The sequence below is a fragment of the Nocardia iowensis genome, assembly GCF_019222765.1.
Lineage (GTDB): Bacteria > Actinomycetota > Actinomycetes > Mycobacteriales > Mycobacteriaceae > Nocardia > Nocardia iowensis.
In genome coordinates this window covers 5,929,333-5,950,311 of sequence record NZ_CP078145.1, presented here as the reverse complement: position 1 = coordinate 5,950,311, position 20,979 = coordinate 5,929,333, and the positions used below count along the sequence as shown (strand labels likewise).

Annotated in this window: 20 protein-coding genes; 14 read left to right on the top strand and 6 right to left on the bottom strand. The window is 67.9% G+C overall.

The window, feature by feature from the left end; all coding sequences use genetic code 11:
* The first annotated feature begins 320 nt into the window (after positions 1-320).
* From gap to tpiA, 3 genes are read left to right on the top strand one after another with little or no spacing between them, the layout of a single operon-like run.
* On the top strand, positions 321-1,340 hold the full coding sequence (gene gap, locus KV110_RS27330; RefSeq protein WP_107657914.1) for a type I glyceraldehyde-3-phosphate dehydrogenase: 1,020 nt from the start codon (positions 321-323) through the stop codon (positions 1,338-1,340).
* A gap of 4 nt (positions 1,341-1,344) precedes the next feature.
* Positions 1,345-2,559, top strand: a complete 1,215-nt coding sequence (locus KV110_RS27325; RefSeq protein ID WP_218470116.1) for a phosphoglycerate kinase — start codon at positions 1,345-1,347, stop codon at positions 2,557-2,559.
* 14 nt (positions 2,560-2,573) lie between these two features.
* On the top strand, positions 2,574-3,374 hold the full coding sequence (gene tpiA / locus KV110_RS27320; protein ID WP_281427687.1) for a triose-phosphate isomerase: 801 nt from the start codon (positions 2,574-2,576) through the stop codon (positions 3,372-3,374).
* A gap of 89 nt (positions 3,375-3,463) precedes the next feature.
* Here the strand turns inward: tpiA and KV110_RS27315 are convergent, their stop codons facing one another.
* Together KV110_RS27315 and KV110_RS27310 are read right to left on the bottom strand one after the other, a co-directional pair.
* Positions 3,464-4,246 carry an META domain-containing protein gene (locus KV110_RS27315; protein ID WP_218470115.1) on the bottom strand — a complete coding sequence of 261 codons (783 nt, stop codon included), beginning with the start codon at positions 4,244-4,246 and terminating at the stop codon, positions 3,464-3,466.
* 48 nt (positions 4,247-4,294) lie between these two features.
* Positions 4,295-5,713 (bottom strand): lipase family protein, encoded by a 1,419-nt coding sequence (locus KV110_RS27310; RefSeq protein ID WP_218470114.1) that lies wholly within the window; start codon positions 5,711-5,713, stop codon positions 4,295-4,297.
* A gap of 170 nt (positions 5,714-5,883) precedes the next feature.
* Here KV110_RS27310 and KV110_RS27305 point away from each other — a divergent pair, with 170 nt between their 5' ends.
* The 5 genes from KV110_RS27305 to KV110_RS27285 all read left to right on the top strand — a co-directional run bounded on the left by KV110_RS27305 (position 5,884) and on the right by KV110_RS27285 (position 11,776).
* Positions 5,884-6,513, top strand: a complete 630-nt coding sequence (locus tag KV110_RS27305; protein ID WP_218470113.1) for a TetR/AcrR family transcriptional regulator — start codon at positions 5,884-5,886, stop codon at positions 6,511-6,513.
* A 9-nt stretch (positions 6,514-6,522) separates the two neighbouring features.
* Complete coding sequence (locus KV110_RS27300) at positions 6,523-7,086, top strand: hypothetical protein (RefSeq protein WP_218470112.1); 564 nt, start codon at positions 6,523-6,525, stop codon at positions 7,084-7,086.
* A 220-nt stretch (positions 7,087-7,306) separates the two neighbouring features.
* Positions 7,307-8,215, top strand: a complete 909-nt coding sequence (locus tag KV110_RS27295) for a DMT family transporter (RefSeq protein WP_218470111.1) — start codon at positions 7,307-7,309, stop codon at positions 8,213-8,215.
* 626 nt (positions 8,216-8,841) lie between these two features.
* On the top strand, positions 8,842-10,053 hold the full coding sequence (locus KV110_RS27290; protein WP_218470110.1) for a helix-turn-helix domain-containing protein: 1,212 nt from the start codon (positions 8,842-8,844) through the stop codon (positions 10,051-10,053).
* A gap of 127 nt (positions 10,054-10,180) precedes the next feature.
* Positions 10,181-11,776 (top strand): MFS transporter, encoded by a 1,596-nt coding sequence (locus KV110_RS27285; RefSeq protein ID WP_218470109.1) that lies wholly within the window; start codon positions 10,181-10,183, stop codon positions 11,774-11,776.
* Here KV110_RS27285 and KV110_RS27280 read toward each other — a convergent pair.
* On the bottom strand, positions 11,773-12,549 hold the full coding sequence (locus KV110_RS27280) for a maleylpyruvate isomerase family mycothiol-dependent enzyme (protein ID WP_218470108.1): 777 nt from the start codon (positions 12,547-12,549) through the stop codon (positions 11,773-11,775). The genes KV110_RS27285 and KV110_RS27280 overlap by 4 nt on opposite strands.
* A gap of 142 nt (positions 12,550-12,691) precedes the next feature.
* Between KV110_RS27280 and secG the strand changes: the two genes are divergently transcribed.
* Positions 12,692-12,925 carry a preprotein translocase subunit SecG gene (secG, locus tag KV110_RS27275; RefSeq protein ID WP_218470107.1) on the top strand — a complete coding sequence of 78 codons (234 nt, stop codon included), beginning with the start codon at positions 12,692-12,694 and terminating at the stop codon, positions 12,923-12,925.
* Here the strand turns inward: secG and KV110_RS27270 are convergent.
* Positions 12,912-14,045 (bottom strand): YbfB/YjiJ family MFS transporter, encoded by a 1,134-nt coding sequence (locus KV110_RS27270; RefSeq protein ID WP_246634008.1) that lies wholly within the window; start codon positions 14,043-14,045, stop codon positions 12,912-12,914. The genes secG and KV110_RS27270 overlap by 14 nt on opposite strands.
* 69 nt (positions 14,046-14,114) lie before the next feature.
* On the opposite strand from KV110_RS27270, the gene KV110_RS27265 reads away from it, so the two are divergent.
* Complete coding sequence (locus tag KV110_RS27265) at positions 14,115-14,948, top strand: LysR family transcriptional regulator (protein WP_218470105.1); 834 nt, start codon at positions 14,115-14,117, stop codon at positions 14,946-14,948.
* A gap of 67 nt (positions 14,949-15,015) precedes the next feature.
* Here KV110_RS27265 and KV110_RS27260 read toward each other — a convergent pair whose 3' ends face one another.
* Positions 15,016-15,864 (bottom strand): SDR family NAD(P)-dependent oxidoreductase, encoded by an 849-nt coding sequence (locus KV110_RS27260; RefSeq protein WP_218470104.1) that lies wholly within the window; start codon positions 15,862-15,864, stop codon positions 15,016-15,018.
* A 54-nt stretch (positions 15,865-15,918) separates the two neighbouring features.
* On the opposite strand from KV110_RS27260, the gene KV110_RS27255 reads away from it, so the two are divergent.
* Both KV110_RS27255 and KV110_RS27250 read left to right on the top strand, forming a co-directional pair.
* The gene (locus KV110_RS27255; RefSeq protein WP_218470103.1) at positions 15,919-16,908 is read left to right on the top strand and encodes an alpha/beta fold hydrolase; all 990 of its coding nucleotides are present in this window, start codon (positions 15,919-15,921) and stop codon (positions 16,906-16,908) included.
* A 60-nt stretch (positions 16,909-16,968) separates the two neighbouring features.
* The gene (locus tag KV110_RS27250; RefSeq protein ID WP_218470102.1) at positions 16,969-17,571 is read left to right on the top strand and encodes a DUF7691 family protein; all 603 of its coding nucleotides are present in this window, start codon (positions 16,969-16,971) and stop codon (positions 17,569-17,571) included.
* A gap of 86 nt (positions 17,572-17,657) precedes the next feature.
* On the opposite strand, the gene KV110_RS27245 is transcribed toward KV110_RS27250, so the two are convergent.
* Positions 17,658-18,137 carry an SRPBCC family protein gene (locus KV110_RS27245; protein WP_218470101.1) on the bottom strand — a complete coding sequence of 160 codons (480 nt, stop codon included), beginning with the start codon at positions 18,135-18,137 and terminating at the stop codon, positions 17,658-17,660.
* A 490-nt stretch (positions 18,138-18,627) separates the two neighbouring features.
* On the opposite strand from KV110_RS27245, the gene KV110_RS41635 reads away from it, so the two are divergent.
* Together KV110_RS41635 and KV110_RS27235 are read left to right on the top strand one after the other, a co-directional pair.
* Positions 18,628-20,517, top strand: a complete 1,890-nt coding sequence (locus KV110_RS41635) for a sensor histidine kinase (RefSeq protein WP_246634007.1) — start codon at positions 18,628-18,630, stop codon at positions 20,515-20,517.
* Positions 20,514-20,930, top strand: coding sequence for a roadblock/LC7 domain-containing protein (locus tag KV110_RS27235; RefSeq protein ID WP_218470100.1), 417 nt, complete (start codon positions 20,514-20,516; stop codon positions 20,928-20,930). The genes KV110_RS41635 and KV110_RS27235 overlap by 4 nt, the downstream gene beginning before the upstream one ends.
* The last annotated feature ends 49 nt before the right edge of the window (positions 20,931-20,979 follow it).

Below are 20,979 nucleotides of genomic sequence, written 5' to 3'. Positions count from 1 at the left end.
CGCGTGTGTGCCGGAACAACAGCGGGGTAACCCCACCGGCGAATGCGTCGGAATGACCGGTGTGTCGGATTGCCAGGACTCTTGACGATGTTCCTGCGCTGGTCGGCGCGCCGGACTGTGAGGAAACAGACCAGTCGGTGATTGATTTCCCTGGTTACCGTAGTGATGTGGTGACTCGGGAACGTTCGCACCCTGGTGACCTGATAACCGCAGCGAGACCGCCAGTTCACAACGGACAGGTGCATGTCGGTGGGGTTACAGGCGGGCACTACTGTTACTAGACATCGGAATGATCCGCTTGAAAGCTGAGGAGCGATAACGTGACTGTCCGGGTAGGCATCAACGGCTTCGGTCGTATCGGACGTAACTTCTTCCGGGCGGTGGAGGCGCAGAAGGCGCTGGGCACCACCGACATCGAGATCGTCGCGGTCAACGACCTCACCGACAATGCGACGCTCGCGACCCTGCTCAAGTACGACTCGATCCTGGGCCGCTTGCCGCAGGATGTCTCGCTCGACGGCGACGACACCATCGTGGTGGGTGACCAGCGGATCAAGGCGCTGGCCATCAAGGAGGGCCCGGCGGCACTGCCGTGGGGCGACCTGGGCGTCGACGTGGTCGTCGAGTCCACCGGCATCTTCACCGACGCCACCAAGGCGAAGGGGCACCTCGCCGCTGGCGCCAAGAAGGTCATCATCTCCGCGCCCGCCAAGGGCGAGGACCTGACCGTCGTCATGGGCGTCAACGACGACAAGTACGACGGCAGCCAGAACATCATCTCCAACGCCTCGTGCACCACCAACTGCCTCGGCCCGCTGGCCAAGGTGCTGAACGACAGCTTCGGCATCGAGCGTGGTCTGATGACCACCATCCACGCCTACACGCAGGACCAGAACCTGCAGGACGGCCCGCACAGCGACCTGCGCCGCGCCCGCGCCGCCGCGCTGAACATCGTGCCCACCGGCACCGGTGCGGCCAAGGCGATCGGCCTCGTGCTGCCCGAGTTGCAGGGCAAGCTGGACGGCTACGCGCTGCGCGTTCCGGTCCCGACGGGTTCGGTCACCGACCTCACTGTCACCCTGCGCAAGTCGGCCTCGATCGACGACATCAACGCCGCGTACAAGGCCGCCGCCGAGGGCCCGCTGAAGGGCATTCTCAAGTACAACGTCGACCCGATCGTGTCGAGCGACATCGTCACCGACCCGCACTCGTGCATCTACGACGCGCCGCTGATCAAGGTCATCGACGATCAGGTGAAGGTCGTCGGCTGGTACGACAACGAGTGGGGCTACTCCAACCGTGTCGCCGACCTCATCGGCCTCGTCGGCAAGTCGCTCTGAGGCCATGACAGTCAAGACACTCCAGGATCTGCTGAACGAGGGTGTCGAGGGTCGGTGCGTGCTCGTGCGCTCCGACCTGAACGTCCCCCTCGACGACAGCGGACAGATCACCGACCCCGGTCGCATCATCGCGTCGGTGCCCACCATCAAAGCGCTGGTCGAGGCCGGCGCGAAGGTGGTCGTCACCGCGCACCTCGGCCGACCGAAAGGCGAGCCGGAGGCCAAGCTTTCGCTGGCGCCCGTCGCCGCGAAGCTCGCCGAAGAGCTGGGCCGCAATGTCCAGCTCGCCGGTGACGTGGTCGGCCAGGACGCGCTCGCGCGGTCCGAGGGGCTGACCGACGGCGATGTGCTCCTGCTGGAGAACATCCGCTTCGATCCGCGCGAGACCAGCAAGGACGACGCGCAGCGTGGCAAGCTCGCCGCCGCCTTGGTCGAGCTGGTCGGTGACGATGGCGCGTTCGTGTCCGACGGATTCGGTGTGGTGCACCGCAAGCAGGCTTCGGTGTACGACGTGGCGAAGCTGCTGCCGCACTACGCGGGCACGCTGGTCGCCGCCGAGGTCGAGGTGCTGGCCAAGCTGACCAAGGACCCCGAGCGGCCGTACGCGGTGGTGCTCGGCGGTTCGAAGGTCTCCGACAAGCTCGCGGTCATCGAGGCGCTCGCCCCGAAGGTCGACACGCTGGTCATCGGTGGCGGGATGTGCTTCACCTTCCTTGCCGCACAGGGTCTTTCGGTAGGCACCTCGCTGTTGCAGGAAGAAATGATCGACACCTGCAAGGACCTGCTCGACCGGTACGCGGACGTCATCCACCTGCCGCGCGACATCGTGGCAGCGAACAAGTTCGCGGCCGATGCCGACTCGAAGGTTGTTCCCGCGCACCAGATTCCGGACGGCTGGATGGGCCTGGACATCGGCCCCGAGTCGGCCAACCGGTTCGCGGCGCTGTTGACCGAAGCGAAGACGGTGTTCTGGAACGGCCCGATGGGCGTGTTCGAGTTCGAGAACTTCGCGGCCGGTACCCGCGGGGTGGCCGAGGCCATCGTCACCGCGACCGGTAAGGGCGCGTTCACCGTCGTCGGCGGTGGCGACTCGGCCGCGGCCGTGCGTGCGCTCGGTCTGCCCGATGACGGTTTCTCGCATATCTCCACCGGCGGCGGCGCGTCGCTGGAATACCTGGAGGGCAAGGAACTTCCGGGCATCGCGGTGCTGGAAGATTGAGGAGTGGTACGGCTGTGACAAAGTCCTTCGCTGCCAGGAAGCCGCTCATCGCGGGCAACTGGAAGATGAACCTCAACCACCTCGAGGCCATCGCCCTGGTGCAGAAGATCGCGTTCGCGTTGCCGGAGAAGTACTTCGCCAAGGTGGACGTGGCGGTGCTGCCGCCGTTCACCGACCTGCGCAGCGTGCAGACGCTGGTGGAGGGCGACAAGCTCCTGCTCACCTATGGTGCGCAGGATGTCTCGAGGTACGACTCGGGCGCCTACACCGGTGAGATCAGTGGTGCCATGCTGGCGAAGCTGGGCTGCACCTTCGTGACCGTCGGTCACTCTGAGCGGCGGCAGTACCACCACGAGGACGACGCCACCGTGCTCGCCAAGGCCAAGCAGGCGCTCAAGCATGGGCTCACCCCGATCGTCTGCATCGGCGAGGGCCTGAACGTCCGCGAGGCGCAGACGCACGTCGAGTACAACCTCGAGCAACTGCGTGGATCGCTGAAAGGCCTGACGGCGGAGGAGATCTCGAAGATCGTCATCGCCTACGAGCCGGTCTGGGCCATCGGCACCGGCAAGGTCGCCACCCCCGCGGACGCGCAGGAAGTCTGCGGTGCGATCCGTGCGGAGCTCGGCGTGCTCGCCTCACCGGAGGTTGCGGCGGGCGTCCGCGTGCTCTACGGCGGCTCGGTCAACGCCAAGAACGTCGGTGAGCTCGTCGGGCAAACCGACATCGACGGCGCACTCGTCGGTGGCGCCTCGCTCAAGGGTGACGAGTTCGCCACCCTGTCCGCGATTGCCGCGGGCGGTCCACTGCCGTAACGGTTTTCATGACGAAGGGCCGGATGTCGCACCAGCGATGTCCGGCCCTTCTTTGTTGCGGGGCTCTGCGCGCACATGGCCCGCGGGATTCACTCCGCATGCAGGGTCAGGCCGCTGCCGTTGGTGTTGCGCAGGGTGAGGGTGTCCGCGTCGACGCTGGCGGTTGTCTTGCCGTCCAAGGCTTTCAGCACCGCCTGCTCGACCTCCATCACCTCGGGGGCGCACATCATCTTGGTGGTGCCCACCTGGAAGGTGAGTTCGGCGTCGCTGCCGGTGGCCTTGCCGGTCATCCGGTTGCAGCCCGCACTGCCGGAGACGCTGCCGTCGTCGGCGATGGTGAGGGTGGGTTTCACCTCGTCGAGGGTCTGCGACCGGATTTGCGCGTCCGGGGTGATGAGAGCGGTGACGATCCAGGTGGTGCCCTTGATCGGCTTGTCAGGCTTGGCGACCTTCTTGTCCAGCATGGACACCGTCAGCTTGGCACTCTTCAAGGTCAGCTTCGCGCCGTCGAGCTGCCAGCTCGGCTCGGAATTCAGTAGCGCACTGAGCCATTCGTCGGCGCCCTGGCGGTCACCCGGGCACGCCATCAGGGTGCTCGCCAGGCCGGACACATGCACCTTGTGGTCGTCGAGCTCGACCGATCCCGAATGCGAATTGCAGCCTGCGTCCGCGGCGACGCGGCCGTCCTTGAACGTCAAGGTCAGCGGCCCGCCGCCGGGAATCGGCGCACCCTCGACGCCGGTGGAGACGAAGGTGCGGCCCATCAAGGTCTGCTCGGTCGAGTTCGAATTCGAGTCGCCGTTCGAGCAGGCCGTGACCGCGAGGAGCGCCAACAGAATGATCGGGCCGAACCGCACGAATTTAGCCGACATGAGGGCGATGCTACCGACGTCGTGCGGCCCGGCCGGGTTTTCGGCCGGTCAGACCGGCATGCCGAGGGCGGAGGCGAGGGTCTGGCCGATGGCGTTGGCGAAGGTGGCGAACGCGCCGGGGTCGAGGATCTGCGACGGCACGTCGCGGTTGCTGCATCCTTCCGCCGCGGGAATCCCGTTCAGCCGGTCGTTCAGCCACATCGCGGTCGAACCGGCCCCGGAGACGGCGGCGATGCCGTGCTCGCTGAGCAGGTCACGGGTGTAGAAGACCTTGGCGTTCGGGTCCTTGCAGTAGGTGTCGTAGAGCTTGTTGACCGCGTTGATCGGCATCACCTCGTCGAGTGGCGCCTCGTAGATGAACAGCGGGGCCTTGGGTACGCCCCGGCGGCCGAGGCTCAATTCGTCCAGTACCGGCTGCATTTCGGGTGCGCGCATCGGATCGCCGGGATAGTCGAACAACCCCTTGATGTTCACGAACGGGAAGCCCGCGAATTGCAAAGCGACACATTGCCCTTCGTGAACGACCCGGATCGCCTTGCCGAACGGGTTCATGTACTGATCGATGAACCGCGCGACCTCCGGGTATTCCCTTGCCACACCGAACAATCCGCCGAGCACCGCACCGCCGAAGGTCGAGGTGCCGTTGTTGTAGTCGACCGCCGTACGGATGTCGGCCATCAGGCCGCCGGTGGCGGAGCCGATCAGGTTCAGCTCCGGCGCGTACTCGGGTTGCAGTTCGGCGGCGTGCGCGGTGGGGATGGCGCCGCCCGAATAGCCCCACAGGGCGGTCCGGGTGGCGGCTCCAGGGAGGTTTGCCGGTTCGAAGTTCTGGGCGGCGCGGATGGCGTCCAGGGTGATCCGGCCGCCGAGCGGGCCGACGGCGTAGGCCGCGTTCGGTCCCTGATGGTCGGGCACGACGACCGCGTGGCCGAGTTGCAGCATGGCCTGGGCCTCGACGAACTCCAGCCCGATGACGGTATTGGTCGGGTTGGGCAGTGAACCCATCTGCAACACGTAGGACGGTGCGCAGTTCTGCGACAGGGAGTCCTCGGCGAACTGGAAGGAGACCAGGCTGCGGTCGGGCGTCGGAGAGGGCCGGTACGGCACGATCACGGTGGCCACCGCGGGTATCGCCTCGCCGCGAGTATTGGTGCTGCGGAAGGACAGTTGCCAGGCCCGCACGTTGAGCGGGATCAAGAAGAAGTTCGCGAGGTTCACCTGCCGTGCGGCCAGGATCTCGCCGGGCTGCGCCGCGGCCACCTTGGCTGGATCGGGGTGGTAGAACCCCTGGTCCAGGTACGGCGGGGCGGGCGGAAGGGGGAACGGTAGCGGCGGCGCCACCGGCACGGGTTCCGCGTGCGCCGCCCCCACCAGCACGGGGCACACCGCGACGGTCAAACCCGCGGTCAGTGCCAGGCAAGTTTGCGCGACCACCCTCTTGGTGCCCCCGACAGTGCCCATCTTCATAGCGACTCCTCGACATCTACGCAACGCTGCGCGCCACGGCCCTCGGGCAAAAAGAGAGCGATTGTTTCCTAATTGGCGCGTTGACTGTAAAGTGCGTCCCGCCGCTGTGTCAACGATCACGCTGACCCGATGACCACTGGTGCGGGACCGACCGGGCAGGATGGGGAATCATGACCGGGAGCGCCGAAACATCGCGTCCACGCCGGACGCAACAGGAACGCCGCGCCGCCACCGTCGCGAAGCTGATCGACGCGACCATCGCCGCGATCGGCGAGGTCGGCTACCAGCGCACCACCGTGCAGGAGATCTGCGGACGCGCCGGACTGTCCGTCGGGGCCATGTTCCGGCAGTTCGACAGCAGGCTCGATCTGATCGTGCGGACCGCCGAGGAGATCGTCACGCGGCAGCTCGCCGCTTTCACCGTGATCATGGAACATCTTGGGGACCAAGCGAATCCGCTCGACACCGCGCTGCGCTTCCTGCGCGCGGCCCAGTCCGACAACATTACCCACGCGCTGCGCGAGATCTACCTCGCGGCGCGCTCGGATGCGGAGCTGCGCACCAGGATCGCGCCGACGGTCGAGAACTACTACGACGAGATCGTCGCCGCCGTCGAGCGCACCGGTGTGCTGCACCGCTATCCGCAGCGATTGCGCGAGCCGCTGTTCTTCCTTGTGCTGCACCTGTTTTCGGGGCAGGCGGTGGTCCGTGGCGTGTATCAGCGGCCCGAGCTCGATGATGCGGTCCTCATGTTGATCGAGGACATGCTGCAGACGTACGCCGACGCGGTCGACGGATAGGCCGGGCGGATGCGGTTGTGGACGCTACAGGCGCCCGAGGTGGTCGCCGCGGTGCGGTCGAGCGGGTTGTACCGCGCGAGGTGGGATCTCATTTCGCCGAACTGGCACCCGGCCTTCCGGACCATGGCCGCCGAGATGACGCGGCGCGGCATCGACTGCGGGGACGCGCCGCCGGTGTGGTGCTGGCCGGGGCGCGGGCTGCGCGGCTCCACCGTTCGTCGTACGGCGAATGCCCTTCTGGGAGACCATGAATGGGCGCACGGCAGGTGGTTGTTGAAACTCGATGTGCCGGACGCGGTTACCTTCGCCACGTCGTATGCGGTGTGGAACGACTATCTCGGCTACACCGGCGGCTTCCTCGACGGACCGGAACAGATGGATTGGTCCGGTCAGCTGACCTCCGAGTGGGACGAACTGCAGGTGACGGTGCCCGAGCTGCGTCGCGAGTGGATCATTCGCGCCAAGCCCTATCAGCCCGATGCCGAGACCGCCGCCCGCATCGCGGCCGATCCGGCCCTGCGCGCACTGAGCGCCGCCGGGCGGAGCCCGTCCGGAGGCGGCGCGTGGCCGTGACGGAGGTACGCGCTCGCCGGTAACCGGGGCGACAGATCATGCCACCGGACATTAAGATCGGCCGCGTGCACCGATGCTTTCCGATCACACCGCCGCCCGCCTCCTGAGCGAGGTGTAACAGTCAGCGCGCCATCCATCGGGTGAGCGCGCCCCTTCGGCATTCGTTGTGCACCTCGCTTCCGCGACCCCATCCCTCTCTGTCGCAGGAGCGCGAACCTTCATGTCTACAACTCTGTCCACCGCGGGCCGGTCCGGCCTGGTCTATCTCGTCGGCGCCGGAATGCTCTGGGGCACCGGCGGTTTGCTCGGCACCCTGCTCGGCCGTGCCACCGGTTTGTCACCCGTTGCGGTGGCCACCTGCCGACTCGCTGTCGGCGGTCTGCTGCTCGTCGCGTTGCTGGCGGCGACCCGACGGCCGCTGCCACGGAATCCGTTGGCGTGGCGGCGAATCGGTGCGGTCGCTGCCCTCGCCGCGATCTTCCAGGCGAGCTACTTCGGTGCGGTCGCCGCGTCGTCGGTGAGCGTCGCCACCTTGATCACCATCGGGATGTCGCCGGTGGTGGTCGCGTTGTTGGAGCAGGTCACCGGGCGCCGGGCGCTGGACCGGCGGCGGGCCGGGACGATCGGGCTCGCACTGGCCGGGCTGGCCTTGTTGGTCGGGGTCCCGTCCGGCGACGTGGGCACCACTGGCCTGCTCGTCGGGGCTGCCCTTGCGGCCTTGTCCGCCAGCGCGTTCGCGACACTCACCGTCATCGGCTCGCGGCCGGTCACCGGCCTCGACCCGATGACCACGACGGCTCTGGGCTTCACCGGCGGCGCACTGCTGCTGGCGCCGCTGGCCCTGACGACCGGAATCACCTTCCAGCCGAACGCCGTCAGCATCGCCCTGCTGCTGACGCTTGGCCTGATCCCGACCGCCATCGCGTACACGCTGTACTTCCACGGGCTCTCCGACACCGCCGCGGGTACCGCCGCCGTCCTCGCCCTGCTCGAGCCGCTGACCGGTGCTGTCCTCGCCGCCTTCGTACTCGGCGAACGCCTCACACCCCTGGGCATGATGGGCGGCGGGCTCCTCAGCTTGGCGCTGATCCTCGCCAGCACCCAGCCGCGCACCGGGGACCGGGCGTAGCACCGGAATCGCACCTTTCAGCGCCCGCGCGCACTGATCGACCGAATCCGCACACCGGTTGTCACAGCCGCACACCCAGTACTCCGGGTGTGCGGCTGAGGGCCGGAGTGTGCGGTCGTGCGGTAGCGATCCGCAGCGCTCAGCGCTCTCGTGATGGATCCGGTCGCATCCGGCCCGCATCGATCAGGGCTTGCCGCGCCGCCGCCTTGCGCGGGCAGTCCGATACTCGACACCCGCGGTGCTGCTGCATGATTCGGTGCGCTTCAGACACGCTCAGCGGATACTCGGGTGCCGCGTGCGGCCACCGATGCGGCCATAGTCCAGCATCCTCGGCCCGAACGCTTCGGCGCTCAGCTCGCCATTCAGCCTGCACCCGGTCCACAATGTCCTGAACCGACGTGCCATCCGACTCGCTGTCTCGCCACCAGTTGAACCCCACCGCTTCACCCCTGCCGTTTCGCTGTCGTTGGTGGCACCCGCCGCCCGAGGCGGTGCTGCCGTTGACGTTGACCCACATCAGCCAGCGCAGAGGCACACAATGTGTCCCTGTTCGGAATTCGAAATTCCGCGCTGCCGAGTAATCTGGACAAAGAACGTCTGTTCGACAGTGGGTTAGGGAGCCCGTCATGGTTCACCCCGGAGACTTCGGTCAGCGATTGCAGCGTTTGCGCCGGCGAGCGGGCATGACGCGTTCGGTACTGGGGGAGCTCGCTGGTCGTTCGGCGAGCTGGGTGAAAGCCGTTGAGACGGGACGGCTTCAGCAGCCACGGTTGCCGATGCTGATCCGACTGGCGGAGATCCTCGACATCGGCGACCTCAGGGAGCTGACCGGGGAGCAGGCGCTGTCGCGAGCCAGCTACGGCAAGACCGTTCATCCGGCCCTGGCGAAGGTGTCGGAGGCGTTGGTTTCCTACCCGGTGGCGGCGAGCAGCAATGACCCCGACCTGTCCGCAGCGGCGCTGGCGGCCCGCACCCGACAAGCGTGGGCGCTGTGGCATGGTGCCGCCTGCCAGCGTTCAGCCGTGGCAACGGTTTTGCCCGGCCTGCTGTGTGACGCTCGCATCGGCGTGCGTCAGCTCGATGGGAACGAGCGTCGAATGGCACTGTCCACCTTGGCTCAGGTCTACCACTTGACCCAGTTGTATCTGTCGTTCCAACCCGCGGCCGCGCTGGTGCTGATGTCCGGCGATCGTGCGATGACCGCCGCGCAGGACGCCGACGACCCGCATGCGATGGCCGCTGCCGCCTGGTATGTGAACCACATCTACCGGGACGCGGGCGAACAGCACGAGGCGCGCGTGGAATTGGCGCGCGAGGTGTCCGATCTGTTGGCGCCCGAGCAATCCGACAACGACCGCGCGCTGTGGGGGCTGCTGCAACTCGCAATGTCGCTGTCCTATGCGAAGGTCGGACGTGAAGGGGACGCCCTGCGGTATTGGGACAACGCGGACAGGGCCGCCCGCTCCCTCGGCGATGCCTACTGCCATCCGTGGTTGATCTTCGGACGGCAGATGGTCCAGGCGTACGCGATCACGGTCCAGCTCGACCTGATGCACAGCGGATACGCGATCCGGCAAGCAAGCAAGGTCGATCTGACCAAGATGCCGTCAGCCACGCGCCGCAGCTTCCACACCGCCGAGATAGCGCGCGCACACCATATGCGGGACGAGCCGATGGCAGCGGTGGCGCTACTCGGCAAGGCGCACAAGGAATCACCCGATACCTTCGGCTTCTCACTGTTCGCCCGGTCGGCTGTGCCGGACCTCGTCGCGCACGGCGGCGCAACCGTGCGGCCCGACGCCAAGCGGCTCGCGTCCGTCTTGGGGCTGGCGCCCTGAGCCAAGTGGGCGGCGGGAATCTCCGATACGTTGCCGCTCGGCCTGCTGGTGGAGGCTGTCGGGCAGCGGCGTGGCCGTTGCTCCAGCATCCGCGGCGTGCACACCTCGACTAGCTAAGCTTCGGCGAGTGACCATTGCCGCCTCCACCCCGATCTCCACTTGGGCGCCACTGCGGTCGAAGGTGTATCGCGCATTGTGGATCGCGCAGCTGGTATCCAACCTCGGCACCTGGATGCAGACCGTCGGCGCGCAGTGGATCCTGGTCGACGAGCCGAATGCGGCCGTCCTCGTCTCCTTCGTGCAGACCGCGATCACGCTGCCGGTGATGCTGCTCGCTATACCGTCCGGCGTGATCGCCGATCTGGTCGATCGACGAAGGCTGCTGCTCGGTGCGCAGTCGACGATGGCGGTGCTCGCCGCGGTGCTTGCGGTGTCGACGGCGACCGGGCACACCACTCCGGCCGTGTTGCTCACCCTCCTGTTCCTGCTCGGCTGTGGGCAAGCGCTCACCGGGCCCGCGTGGCAGGCGATTCAGCCGGAACTCGTACCGCGCGAGCAGATTCCGTCGGCGGCGGCACTGGGCAGCATGAGCATCAACATCGGGCGCGCGGTGGGTCCCGCGATCGCGGGGGTGCTGGTGTCGCTGTCCGGGCCGACCTTGGTGTTCACCCTGAACGCGGTGTCGTTCGTTGGCATTGTCGTGGTGCTCGGCCTGTGGCGCAGGCCCGCGACGGACCGGCAGCTGCCGAGCGAACGTCCGTTGGCGGCATTGCAGGCCGGAACCCGATTCATTCGAGCGGCCCCGGCGATCCGACGGGTACTGCTGCGTTCGATTCTGTTCATCGCCCCGGCCAGCGCGCTGTGGGCGCTGCTGCCGGTGATCGCGCGCGACGAACTGGGGCTGTCCTCGTCCGGCTACGGGCTCATGCTTGCCGCACTCGGTCTCGGCGCGGTACTCGGCGCCGTCGGGCTATCGCGGCTGCGCACGCTCCTGACACCCACCCAGCGGTTGACCACAGCGGCGGTGCTCTTCGGGCTCGCTACGGCGGCTACCGCGGTGCTGCACGTCGTGCCGGTCGTGCTGGTATTGCTGGTCTTCGCCGGTTTCGCCTGGCTGCTCGCGATGTCCACGATGAACTCGACCATGCAGTTGCTGTTGCCCGCGTGGGTGCGCGCCCGCGGCCTTTCGGTGTATCTGCTGGTGTTCATGGGTGGGCAGGCGATCGGCTCAGTGGTGTGGGGCGTGGTCGCCGGTGCGGCCGGGCCGGTGTCCGCGCTGCTGATCGCCGCGGCGCTGCTCGCGCTGTGCGCGGTCAGCACGGTGTGGCTGCCGATCAGTCACAATGCGGAGAACCTGGACCAGACGCCCTCGGCGTTCTGGCCGGAACCGCAGCTGGTGGTCGAACCAGATCCGGCGGACGGGCCGGTGCTGGTGCTGCGCACCTACGACGTGCCGCCCGAAAACGTGGACGAGTTCATGACCGCGATGGCGTTCGTCGGCCGGTCCCGGCAACGCACCGGCGCGATGGAGTGGCGGCTGTATCGCGACGTCGGCGTGCTCGACCGCTACGTCGAGGCGTTCGTCGTCCGGTCCTGGGCCGAGCACATGCACCAGCACCAGGTCCGGCTCACCGCGCAGGACCAGATCCGCGAGCAGGAGGCGTCGAAATTCACCATCGGCGACGACCAGGTCACCCACCTGGTCGCGATCTCGCCACGTTAGGCAGGCAGAAAGCGCCCGCTGAAGCCGAGTCCGAGCCACGGCTTGCGCCCCCAGGTGATCACCCGTCCGGTCAGTGCGGGACGCCACGGTCCGATCCGGCCGTAGTTGAGCAGCAGCGCGACCACCGGGTCGGCGCTGATGTGCACGTCGACGGGACCGGGCTCGGCCGGGTTGATTGTCAACTGTCCGTCGGTGAATCGGTACACGTATCGCGTCAGACCGCGTAACCGCAGTTCGTAGGTGGCGGTGTGACCATCGGCTTTGGCCGCGTCGACCCAACCCGGCACCACCTGGTTCAGCCCGTCCAGAATGATCGGTACGTGCGACGGCTCGATCGGCCAGCTCCGGCCGAGCGTGCGCGCGATGTCGTACCCGTGCACGACGAATTCGCCGAGCAACGTGCCGCGCGACCGGTCGACGCGAATACGCTGGTCGCCGTCGAACATCATCGTGCGATCGGCGTCGGCGTCGGCAACCGTCGCGAGGAACTCATCGGTGTCGGCCACCAGCTTCGCGGCCAGTTCGCGCGGGTCGCGGGTCGGCAAGGTCGCGATCTGCTCGGCATTGAACGCGGGCAGGTCGGCCGCGCGGGCTGGCCACCGACCTCCGCCGAGCGCCAGTTCCCGATAGCGTGACGGCTCCATCGCGACGTGACCGAGGACGTCGACGATCGACCAGTCCGGCGTGGCGGTGACCGGCTGGTCCGGTGCCGACGACGCCAGATCGGCGAACCTGCGAGCCATCGTCCGTACCGCTTCCGCCACGACATCCATGTCACGCGCTCCGTTCTTCATGATCATCCGAACGCCCCATTGTCGGCGGAACCGCGCCGTATCGGCTTGAACGAATCGGTCGTGGTGACCGTCCGTGGTGCCTGATTCGGTGGGATTCGATCGCCCGCATACACTGTCGGGCATGCGGATGTTTCTGGATATCCTCCTGATCATCACCAGCGTGCTGCTGGTGCTGCTGGTGCTGCTGCACCGCGCCAAGGGTGGAGGTCTGTCCAGCCTGTTCGGTGGCGGTGTGCAGTCCAGCCTCTCTGGCTCGACCGTCGTGGAGAAGAACCTCGACCGCCTCACCGTCTTCACCGGGCTGGTGTGGGTCATCGCCATCCTCGGCATCGGCCTGGAGATCAAGTTCGCCTGATCAGGCGCGTCACCATACCGGCCGCGATCGTCGCAGCCGCCAGCACGACGGCGGCGATGGCGAACGCGGCCGGATAGCTGTCGCCGATCACCGGCGCCACCACCAACGGACCCAACATCTGCCCCGCGCCATAGACGGCGGTGAGTGGTGCGGCCGCGCCGCTGTCCGACAGCTCGCCGCCGACCCGTATCGCCAGCATGACGATGCCCATGAAGGTCGCGCCGAACAGTGTCGCCGAGAGCACGGCAGGCCAGACCGCGGTCGAGACGGCGGGCAGCACCGCCGAAACGCATTGCGCCAGTAACGCGATCGGCAAGGCCACGGCCGGCGCCCAGCGGCGCGCGGCAACGCCCCACAGCACAGTTGTCGGCACCGCGACCGCGCCGACCACCACCCAGATCGCCGAGCCGACCACCTGCCCCCGCTGATCACTGACCGCCGCTACCAGGAACGTTCCGATCACGATGTAGCCGAGGCCTTCCAGGAAGTAGGCGACGAGCAGCGCCCGCCACGCGCCCGTCGAGCGGATGGTGGCCTTGCCAGCGCGACGACCCGGCTGGATATCCAAACCCACCGTGGGCAGCAGCAACACCGCCGTCAGCACCGCCGAAACGAGCCACATGCTCTGCCAACCCAGGAACGGCCGCACCGCCAGCACCAGCAACCCGGTGAGCGCGATCCCGAATCCGACTCCGCTGAAGGCGATTCCGGCCGCGTCCCGACTGCTGCCGTGTCGTGCGGCCACCCCGGCGCACGCGACGAACACGACCGCGCTGGTGACACCGGCGATCAGGCGCAACGCGGCACCGAACAGCGCGGGCGCGGGCACGGCCATCAGCGCCTCGCTGACGATCAGCAGCGCGGCTGAAAGACGAAAGATATTGCGGCTGTTCAGTTCCGGCCATCGAGTGAGCAGAATCGCGCCGAGCAGGTAACCCGCGTAATTGGCGGTCGCGATTACCGCACCGTCGTGCGCGCTGATCCGGTGCGCGTCCGCCATGATCGGCAGCAGCGGCGTGTAGATGAAACGGCCGACGCCAACCGCGGCGGCCAATCCGGCGGCGGCCGCGAAGGCGGGGGCGAGACTGCTGCGTGGTGCGGGAGCGAGGGTAGCGGTCACCCCAGCGACCGTACGGACCTTCGCCGCACCTGTGAAATGCTTTCTATGCACCATGTATACGCTGGACGCATGGACGTTGAGCTGCGGCACCTGCGGGCGTACCTCGTGCTGTGCGAGGAGGCGAACTACACCCGTGCAGCGGCCCGCCTCCACCTGAGTCAGCCCGCGCTGACCAGGACGATTCAGCAGTTGGAGCGGCTGGTCGAGTGCAGGTTGATCGAACGCACCTCGCGCCGCTTCGAACTGACCGACGAGGGTGCGGAGCTGCTGACACACGCGCGGCGGATCCTCGCCGACGTCGACACGGTCACCGCGCAGCTGCGCTCGCGGGCCGCCATCGAGGTGGGCTTCGCGTGGCTACTACCCGCCACCTGGTTGGCGGCCACCCGCCGTCGCTATGAGGCCATCGGCGGTCGGATCACGCTGCGCCGCATCGATGATCCGCTGGCCGCACTCGAGGCCAGATCGATCGATATTGCGCTGTTCCGCAGGGCGACCCGGCTACCGAGCCATCTCGAATCCCGGGTCATCGCGACCGAACAGCGGGTGCTCGCCGTCGCCGCGAATTCCCCCCTCGCCGAGGCCACCGACCTGCGCTGGGCCGATCTGGCCGACTATCCCCTGGTGGTGAATGTGGTGTCCGGCACTACCCACGCCGGTTCGTGGGAACAGGCCGACCCGGATCGGCCGATCATCACCTGCCGGAACTTCGACGAGTGGATCGAACTGGTCGCGGCGAACCGGGGGATCGGCGGCGTACCCGCGTTGGCACGCAGCCGCGCACCCCACCCTGGCGTTGTCTACCTGGACATTCCGGACGCCCCACCTTCCCACGTTTACCTCGCGTGGCACTCCAAGCCCGCGCCGTCGCGCACGGTGCAGCGCTTCCTCGGCGTCGCGTGAGGGGAAACTGGTGGCGGTGGGCTCTCGCGCGACTCGGCCACCGGTTCCCCGTGCTCATCCGACCAGCTCAGTCCGCGCGCGGGACGCGGCCGTCGACGTCGGTGAAGGCGTAGGACTCGGCGAGATCCGCGACGCGCCAGGCCGATCCGGTGCGGGAGCGGCGGTCGGGGTCGGTGGCCAGCGCGACGACCGCCCGGCCGGGAAAGCGGGGTGTTTCCGCCGCGGCTAGGTCGAAGGTGCCCTCGCCCGGCAGGGTGACCAGGCGCTGACCCTGTGCGTCGGCCGGAACCAGTTGCAGCAGTTCGGTATCCACGATGCCGGGCCACAGTGAGACCACGGTGACCTCGGTGTCGGACAGGTTGTGTGCCATGTCGGCGGTGAGCCGGTCCAGTGCGGACTTGGCGACGCCGTACACCGCGTTGTGCATGTACCGGCGCGCGCCCGGCGAGGAAATGTTGACGATCAGACCGCCCGACTCGATCAACAGCGGAGCCGCGAAAACGCTTGCCACATAATGCGATCGGACGCCGATATCGAACGTCTCGTCCCATGCCTTCGGCGGCACCTCCCAGAACGGCTTGCCGAGCCAGCGGGCCGCGGCGGGGGAGTTGTAGACATTGTTCACCAGCACGTCGAGGCGGCCGCGCTCGTCGCGGATCAGCTGGAACAGCCGCTGCACCGCGTCGTCGTCGCGGTGGTCGCAGACGAACGGGATGCCGACACCGCCCGCCGCGTCGATCGCGGCCGCGGTCTCGTGCACCGTGCCCGGCAAGCGACCGGGCGTTGCCGAGCGGCCGGTGACGTACACCGTCGCACCGGCCGCCCCGAGCTCCAGCGCGATGCCCTTGCCGATGCCGCGGCTCGCGCCGGTGACCACCGCGATCTTGCCATCGAGTGCCTTTGGTATTCCGCTCACGACTTCGGGACACTACCGTGAAACGAGAACACGTTCTAGGTCTTGGAGGCCGCAGTGGAGTTGACGCATCGGTTCGTGACGACCAACGGCGTCCGGATGCACGTCGCCGAACAGGGTGCGGGGTATCCGGTGATCTTCTGCCATGGCTTCCCGCACACCTGGTTCATCTGGCACCACCAGCTGGCCGCGGTCGCCGCGGCCGGGTACCGGGCGATCGCTCCCGACCTGCGCGGCTACGGGCAGACCGACATACCGGCCGAAGTCGATTCGTATACGAACGAGGCGGTGATCGGTGATCTGCTCGGCCTGCTCGACGACATCGGCGCCGAGCAGGCGGTGTTCGTCGGCCTCGATTTCGGCGCGGCGCTGGTGTGGGAGTTGGCCTTGCGCGCACCGGAGCGGGTGCGCGGCGTCATCGTGTTGAACAACCCCTTCGCGCCGCGGCCGCCGCGGGCTCCGTCGCAGCTGTGGGCCAAGGCTGCCGCGCGACACTTCCTGCACCTGCACTACTTTCAGGCCCCCGGCGTGGCCGACGCGGAACTGGGTGCGCGACCGAGGGAGTTCCTGGCGCGGGTGTACTACTCGCTGAGCGCCGACTACCACTACCTCGACACCTGGCAGTTTCCGGCGGAGGGCACCGGATACCTCGATGTGCTGCCGGCAGCCCCGCCGCTGCCGTGGCGTTGGCTTTCCCAGAACGAATTCGACGTTCTGGCACAGGATTTCGAACGCACGGGGTTCACCGGCGGCCTGAACTGGTATCGGGCACTCGACCGCAACTGGGAGCTCACGGCGGATTACACCGACGCGTCCGTCACGGTCCCCGCCTACTTCCTCTACGGCGATCGCGACCCGGACATGGAGGGATTCAGCGGCCGCGACCCCCTGGCGACGTTGCGCCGCTACGTCCCCGAGTTGCGTGAGGTGACGAAGATCGCCGACGCCGGTCACCTGGTTCAGCTGGAGCGCGCGGCGGAGGTCGACGCATTGCTCACGGCCCACCTGCGCCAACTCGTCCCGAACCCGTCCGACGTGCCCGCGTAGCGTCAAACGCCTTCCGCCGGTGTGGCGTTCATTGTCGGTGGGCACCGCTAATGTTCGCTCATGAGTTACAGCCTGAGCGTTTACGTCGTCGAACTGGATAGGGTCAGGGCCGCCGTCGGCTCGCGGGACGACAAGCTCCGGCGGATGATCGGCGGCCGGTTCAAGGCCCAGCTCGCGCATGCCGACGACTGGTTCGCCGACGAGATCGGCAACGGCGCTCCGACCCGCTACGACGCGGTGCGTGCCGTCGTCGACGGCGGCCCGTTCGATCCGTCGCACGGCTTTCAGTACGCCTATGCGTACCAAACGATCTGCCAGTTCTACGGCAGATTCCTGGATAACCGCTACTTCTCGCCGTTCCGCGGCAGCTGGCTGGAACAGGTCGACGAGGGCCTCGCCGAACTCGGCATCAAGGCGATCAGCCTCGCCGACTTCGTCTACCATGCCTTACCAGCCGCACTACCCGAACCCGACGAGCTCCCCGGCTACGGCGAATGGACCCCGGAACAATGCGCGGAAGCGTTGGTGCAGTGGGAATCCACCACTCCGAAGGACCGCGAGGAGATCGACCACGAGGTGCTCGCGGCCATCGAATCGTGCATGGAGTGGATCCGCGAGGCGCAGGCGCGGCCGGGCTGGGGGATCGCGGGGTTCTTCTTCTGAAGCTGGTGCGGCGCAAGCATGTGAACGGCGCGTGCGGACGGTCGTCCGTCTAGAGACCGCGCCTATCGGGAGCGAACGCGGACGCCTCAGCGGTATTCGTCGGCCAGTTTCGGGTAGTCGGCCCACTGCGGCAGCGGCTGGAAGTCCAAATACGCGGTCAGCCGATCAAGGAGGTATTGCCAGCGGGGACCGATCGCACCCGCCTCATCCGGGCACACGTGGCGGCGCACCAGTTCCACGGTGGTGACAACGCCGACCTGGGTCATTTGGATCTCCAGCAGGCAACCGTCGATGTGCACGACGAGCTCGTGCGGCGCCTGGCAATGGTCGACGCGGACCGCGAGGGGACCCGGTACGGGTCCGTCGATCGGTTCGATCGTCAAATTGCCGTTGCCGCCGGACACCGTGCCGAACCACCGCGCCAACTGCCCGCGCTCGGTCGCCGCCGACCACACCTCGAGCACCGGCTTGCGGAAAGAGCGCAAATAGTGCAATAGCACCAAACCGCCGTCATCCGGGTGGTCGTGCTCCGGCCGAACCTCACCGAGCATGGACATCATGGTCATCGCCGTGCCCTTCGCTGCTGGTCACCGTCATTGCCACTGTATTTCCAGTATTCCTCGGCCGAATCCGAATCGCTGGAATCCCGGTACGGCGCGGCGCTCGGCGAGCGGGTTGCGGACGACGGCGGCGGCCCGGCCGCGGGGTGCGGCGGAGCGGCGTTCGAGAGCTACCGGCGAGTAGCCGATGCGCTGCCGGGAGTCATTGAAAAATAAAGTAGCGCAATACAATACAACTATCGCGTGGCTCGCGGAGGATGCGTGCTGCCGAGATGCGGAACTGCTCGGCGATCTGTACATTGTGTGCAGCCCGAACAGGCAGGAGGGGCCGGGGGATCGGCGGAATGCCTTCTTGGTGAACGTGAGTGCGGAAGTACGGAACTTGTCACAGTCATTGAACGCGCCGGAAGGCGAGCCTCGGGAACCCCTCTTTCGCCGTCTGCGAATACCTCTGCTAGCCCTGCTGACCTGCGCTGCCATCACCTCCGTTGGGGTGGTGATCGCGGTGTTCCTCGCCCCGACCGACTTCCGCGTCCCGCTGACATTGGGTGCCGTGCTATCGGCGATTGCGTTGTGCGCCACGGTGACCGCGGCGGTGTACTACCGCGGCGAAGCCGTGCGGGCCCGACGAGCGGCTGCGGCCGTGACCGCTGAGGCGAGCGCCCGGATTGCGGCCGCGAGTGAGGCCGCGGCCGCGCAGGCGTGGGAGTCGAAGAACAGCGAGAGCCGCCGGTCCGCGGCGATGGCCGCCTTCGCCGGTGCCGCCGGCCGCATGCAGGCGATGACCACCAGCATGCTCGCCGAGCTGCGCGAGATGGAGCACCGGCACGCCGACCCCAAGGTGCTCGCCGACCTGCTGCTGCTGGACCATCGCACCGCGCAGGCCGGTCGTCTCGCCGACAGCATCGCGGTGCTCAGCGGTGCCCGATCCGGGCGGCGCTGGGCCAAACCCATTGCCATGGAATCGATCCTGCGTGGCGCCATGGGCCGGGTCGCGGGCTATCAGCGGGTCCGGCTGCGCGCCGTCGCCGAAATCGCCATCGCCGGTCACGCGGCCGAAGGCGTGATGCACACGCTGGCCGAACTCCTCGACAACGCCTGCAATTTCTCCCCGCCCACCACCGAGGTGCACGTCTACGCCGCCGAGGTGCCCGCCGGTGTGGTGATTACCATCGAGGACAGCGGACTGGTGATGAGCGAATCGGCGCTGCGCCGCGCCGAACAGACGGTATCGAGCGCGGGCCCGGACGGTCGCCGCCAGCATTCCGCGGACCTGTCCTCGCTCAGCGGCACCCGGCTCGGTCTCGCCGTCGTCGGACACCTCGCCCGCAAGCACGGCCTCACCGTGTCCTACCGCCCCTCCGCCATCGGCGGAACCGCAGTGGTCGTGGTCGTGCCCCGCGATCTCACCGCCCGCCTTGATCGTTCGCAACCGGCCTCGCTCGCGACAAGCCCGTCGCTGCGCATCGCATCACCCCCCTCGGCCTCGCTACCCACCCCCAACGCGTCAGTTGCCACCGCACCGGCAACCGCCCCCAACCCAGCCGCTGCCACCAACCCTGCCGCCGCCAACCCTGCTGCTGCCGCGAACCCTGGTGCCGCCGCGAACCCTGGCGCCGCCGCGGACCCTGCTGCTGCCGCGAAGCCTGCTGCCGCCGCCACGTCTGCTGCCGCTGCGTCGCCCACCACCACCACCACGCTGCCCGCAGCCGCCACCCTGCCCGCCGCTACGCACGCTGCCCCCGCGTCGCCTGCCGCCGCCACGCTGCCCGCCGCCACACCTGCTGCTGCGTCGCCCGCTGCCGCAGCGTCGCCTGGGGCCGCCGAGGCCGCTGCTGCCACCACGCCCCCTGGGTCACCTACGGCTGCCACGCCGCCCGCCGCCACGTCTGATGCCTCCGTATCGCCGGGTGCCGCCACGCTGCGCGCAGCCGCTGCCATGTCTACTGACGCCGCGTCGCCGGCTGCCGCCAAGTCTGCTGCGGCCGCCAACCCCGCCACTGCCGCGGAGCCCGCCCCCAGACCTGCTGCTGCGTCGCCTGTCTCGGCCACCCTGCCTGCTGCTGTCGTCACGCCCGTCGCCACGCCGCCCACAGCTGCCACGCCGCCTGCCGCTCACCAGTCGCAGCCCGTTTCTCAACCGGCGCCGACCGTCGAGGTCACCAGCATGGGGCTACCGAAGCGGCGCCGCGGCAGCACACTGGCCGCCGTCCACCCTGCGGGCCTTTCCCTACCCAAGCCCGACGCGCCCGCGGCGACCCCGCCGGTGGTGACCGCTGCCTCCTTCGGCGCGTTTCAGCGCGCGTTGGCGGGCCGGGATCCCGAGAGTCCCGCTGCCGCAACACCTTCCCCGTCCCCTACCGTTGCCGTGGAGAATGATCGATGACCACGTCTGTGCCGTCGCAGCTGAGCTGGCTGTTGGAGCAACTGCTCGCCCGTACCCCACGCACCCGCCACGCGCTGCTGCTCTCCGGTGACGGTCTCAAGATCTGCCACACACCGGAACTCGGCATGGACAAGGCCGATCAGCTCGCCGCCATCGCCGCGGGCATCCAGAGCCTGTCGCACGGTGCTTCCGTCGAGTTCGGTGACGGTAGAGGCGGTGTGCGCCAGTCGATGACGGAGTTCTACGGCGGCATCCTGTTCATCGTCGAGGCAGGTCTCGCGGCACACATCGCGGTTGTCGCCGCCGAGGACGCCGACGCGGGCCTGGTCGGCCACAACATGCGGGAACTGGTGGAACAGCTGGGCCATCATCTCGCGTCCACCCCGCGCGTCGGGGGAGCGAGCGTGCCGTGACAGAGCGCAGCGAGCGAACCACGGCTTTGCCGAACGTCAGCGAGGCACA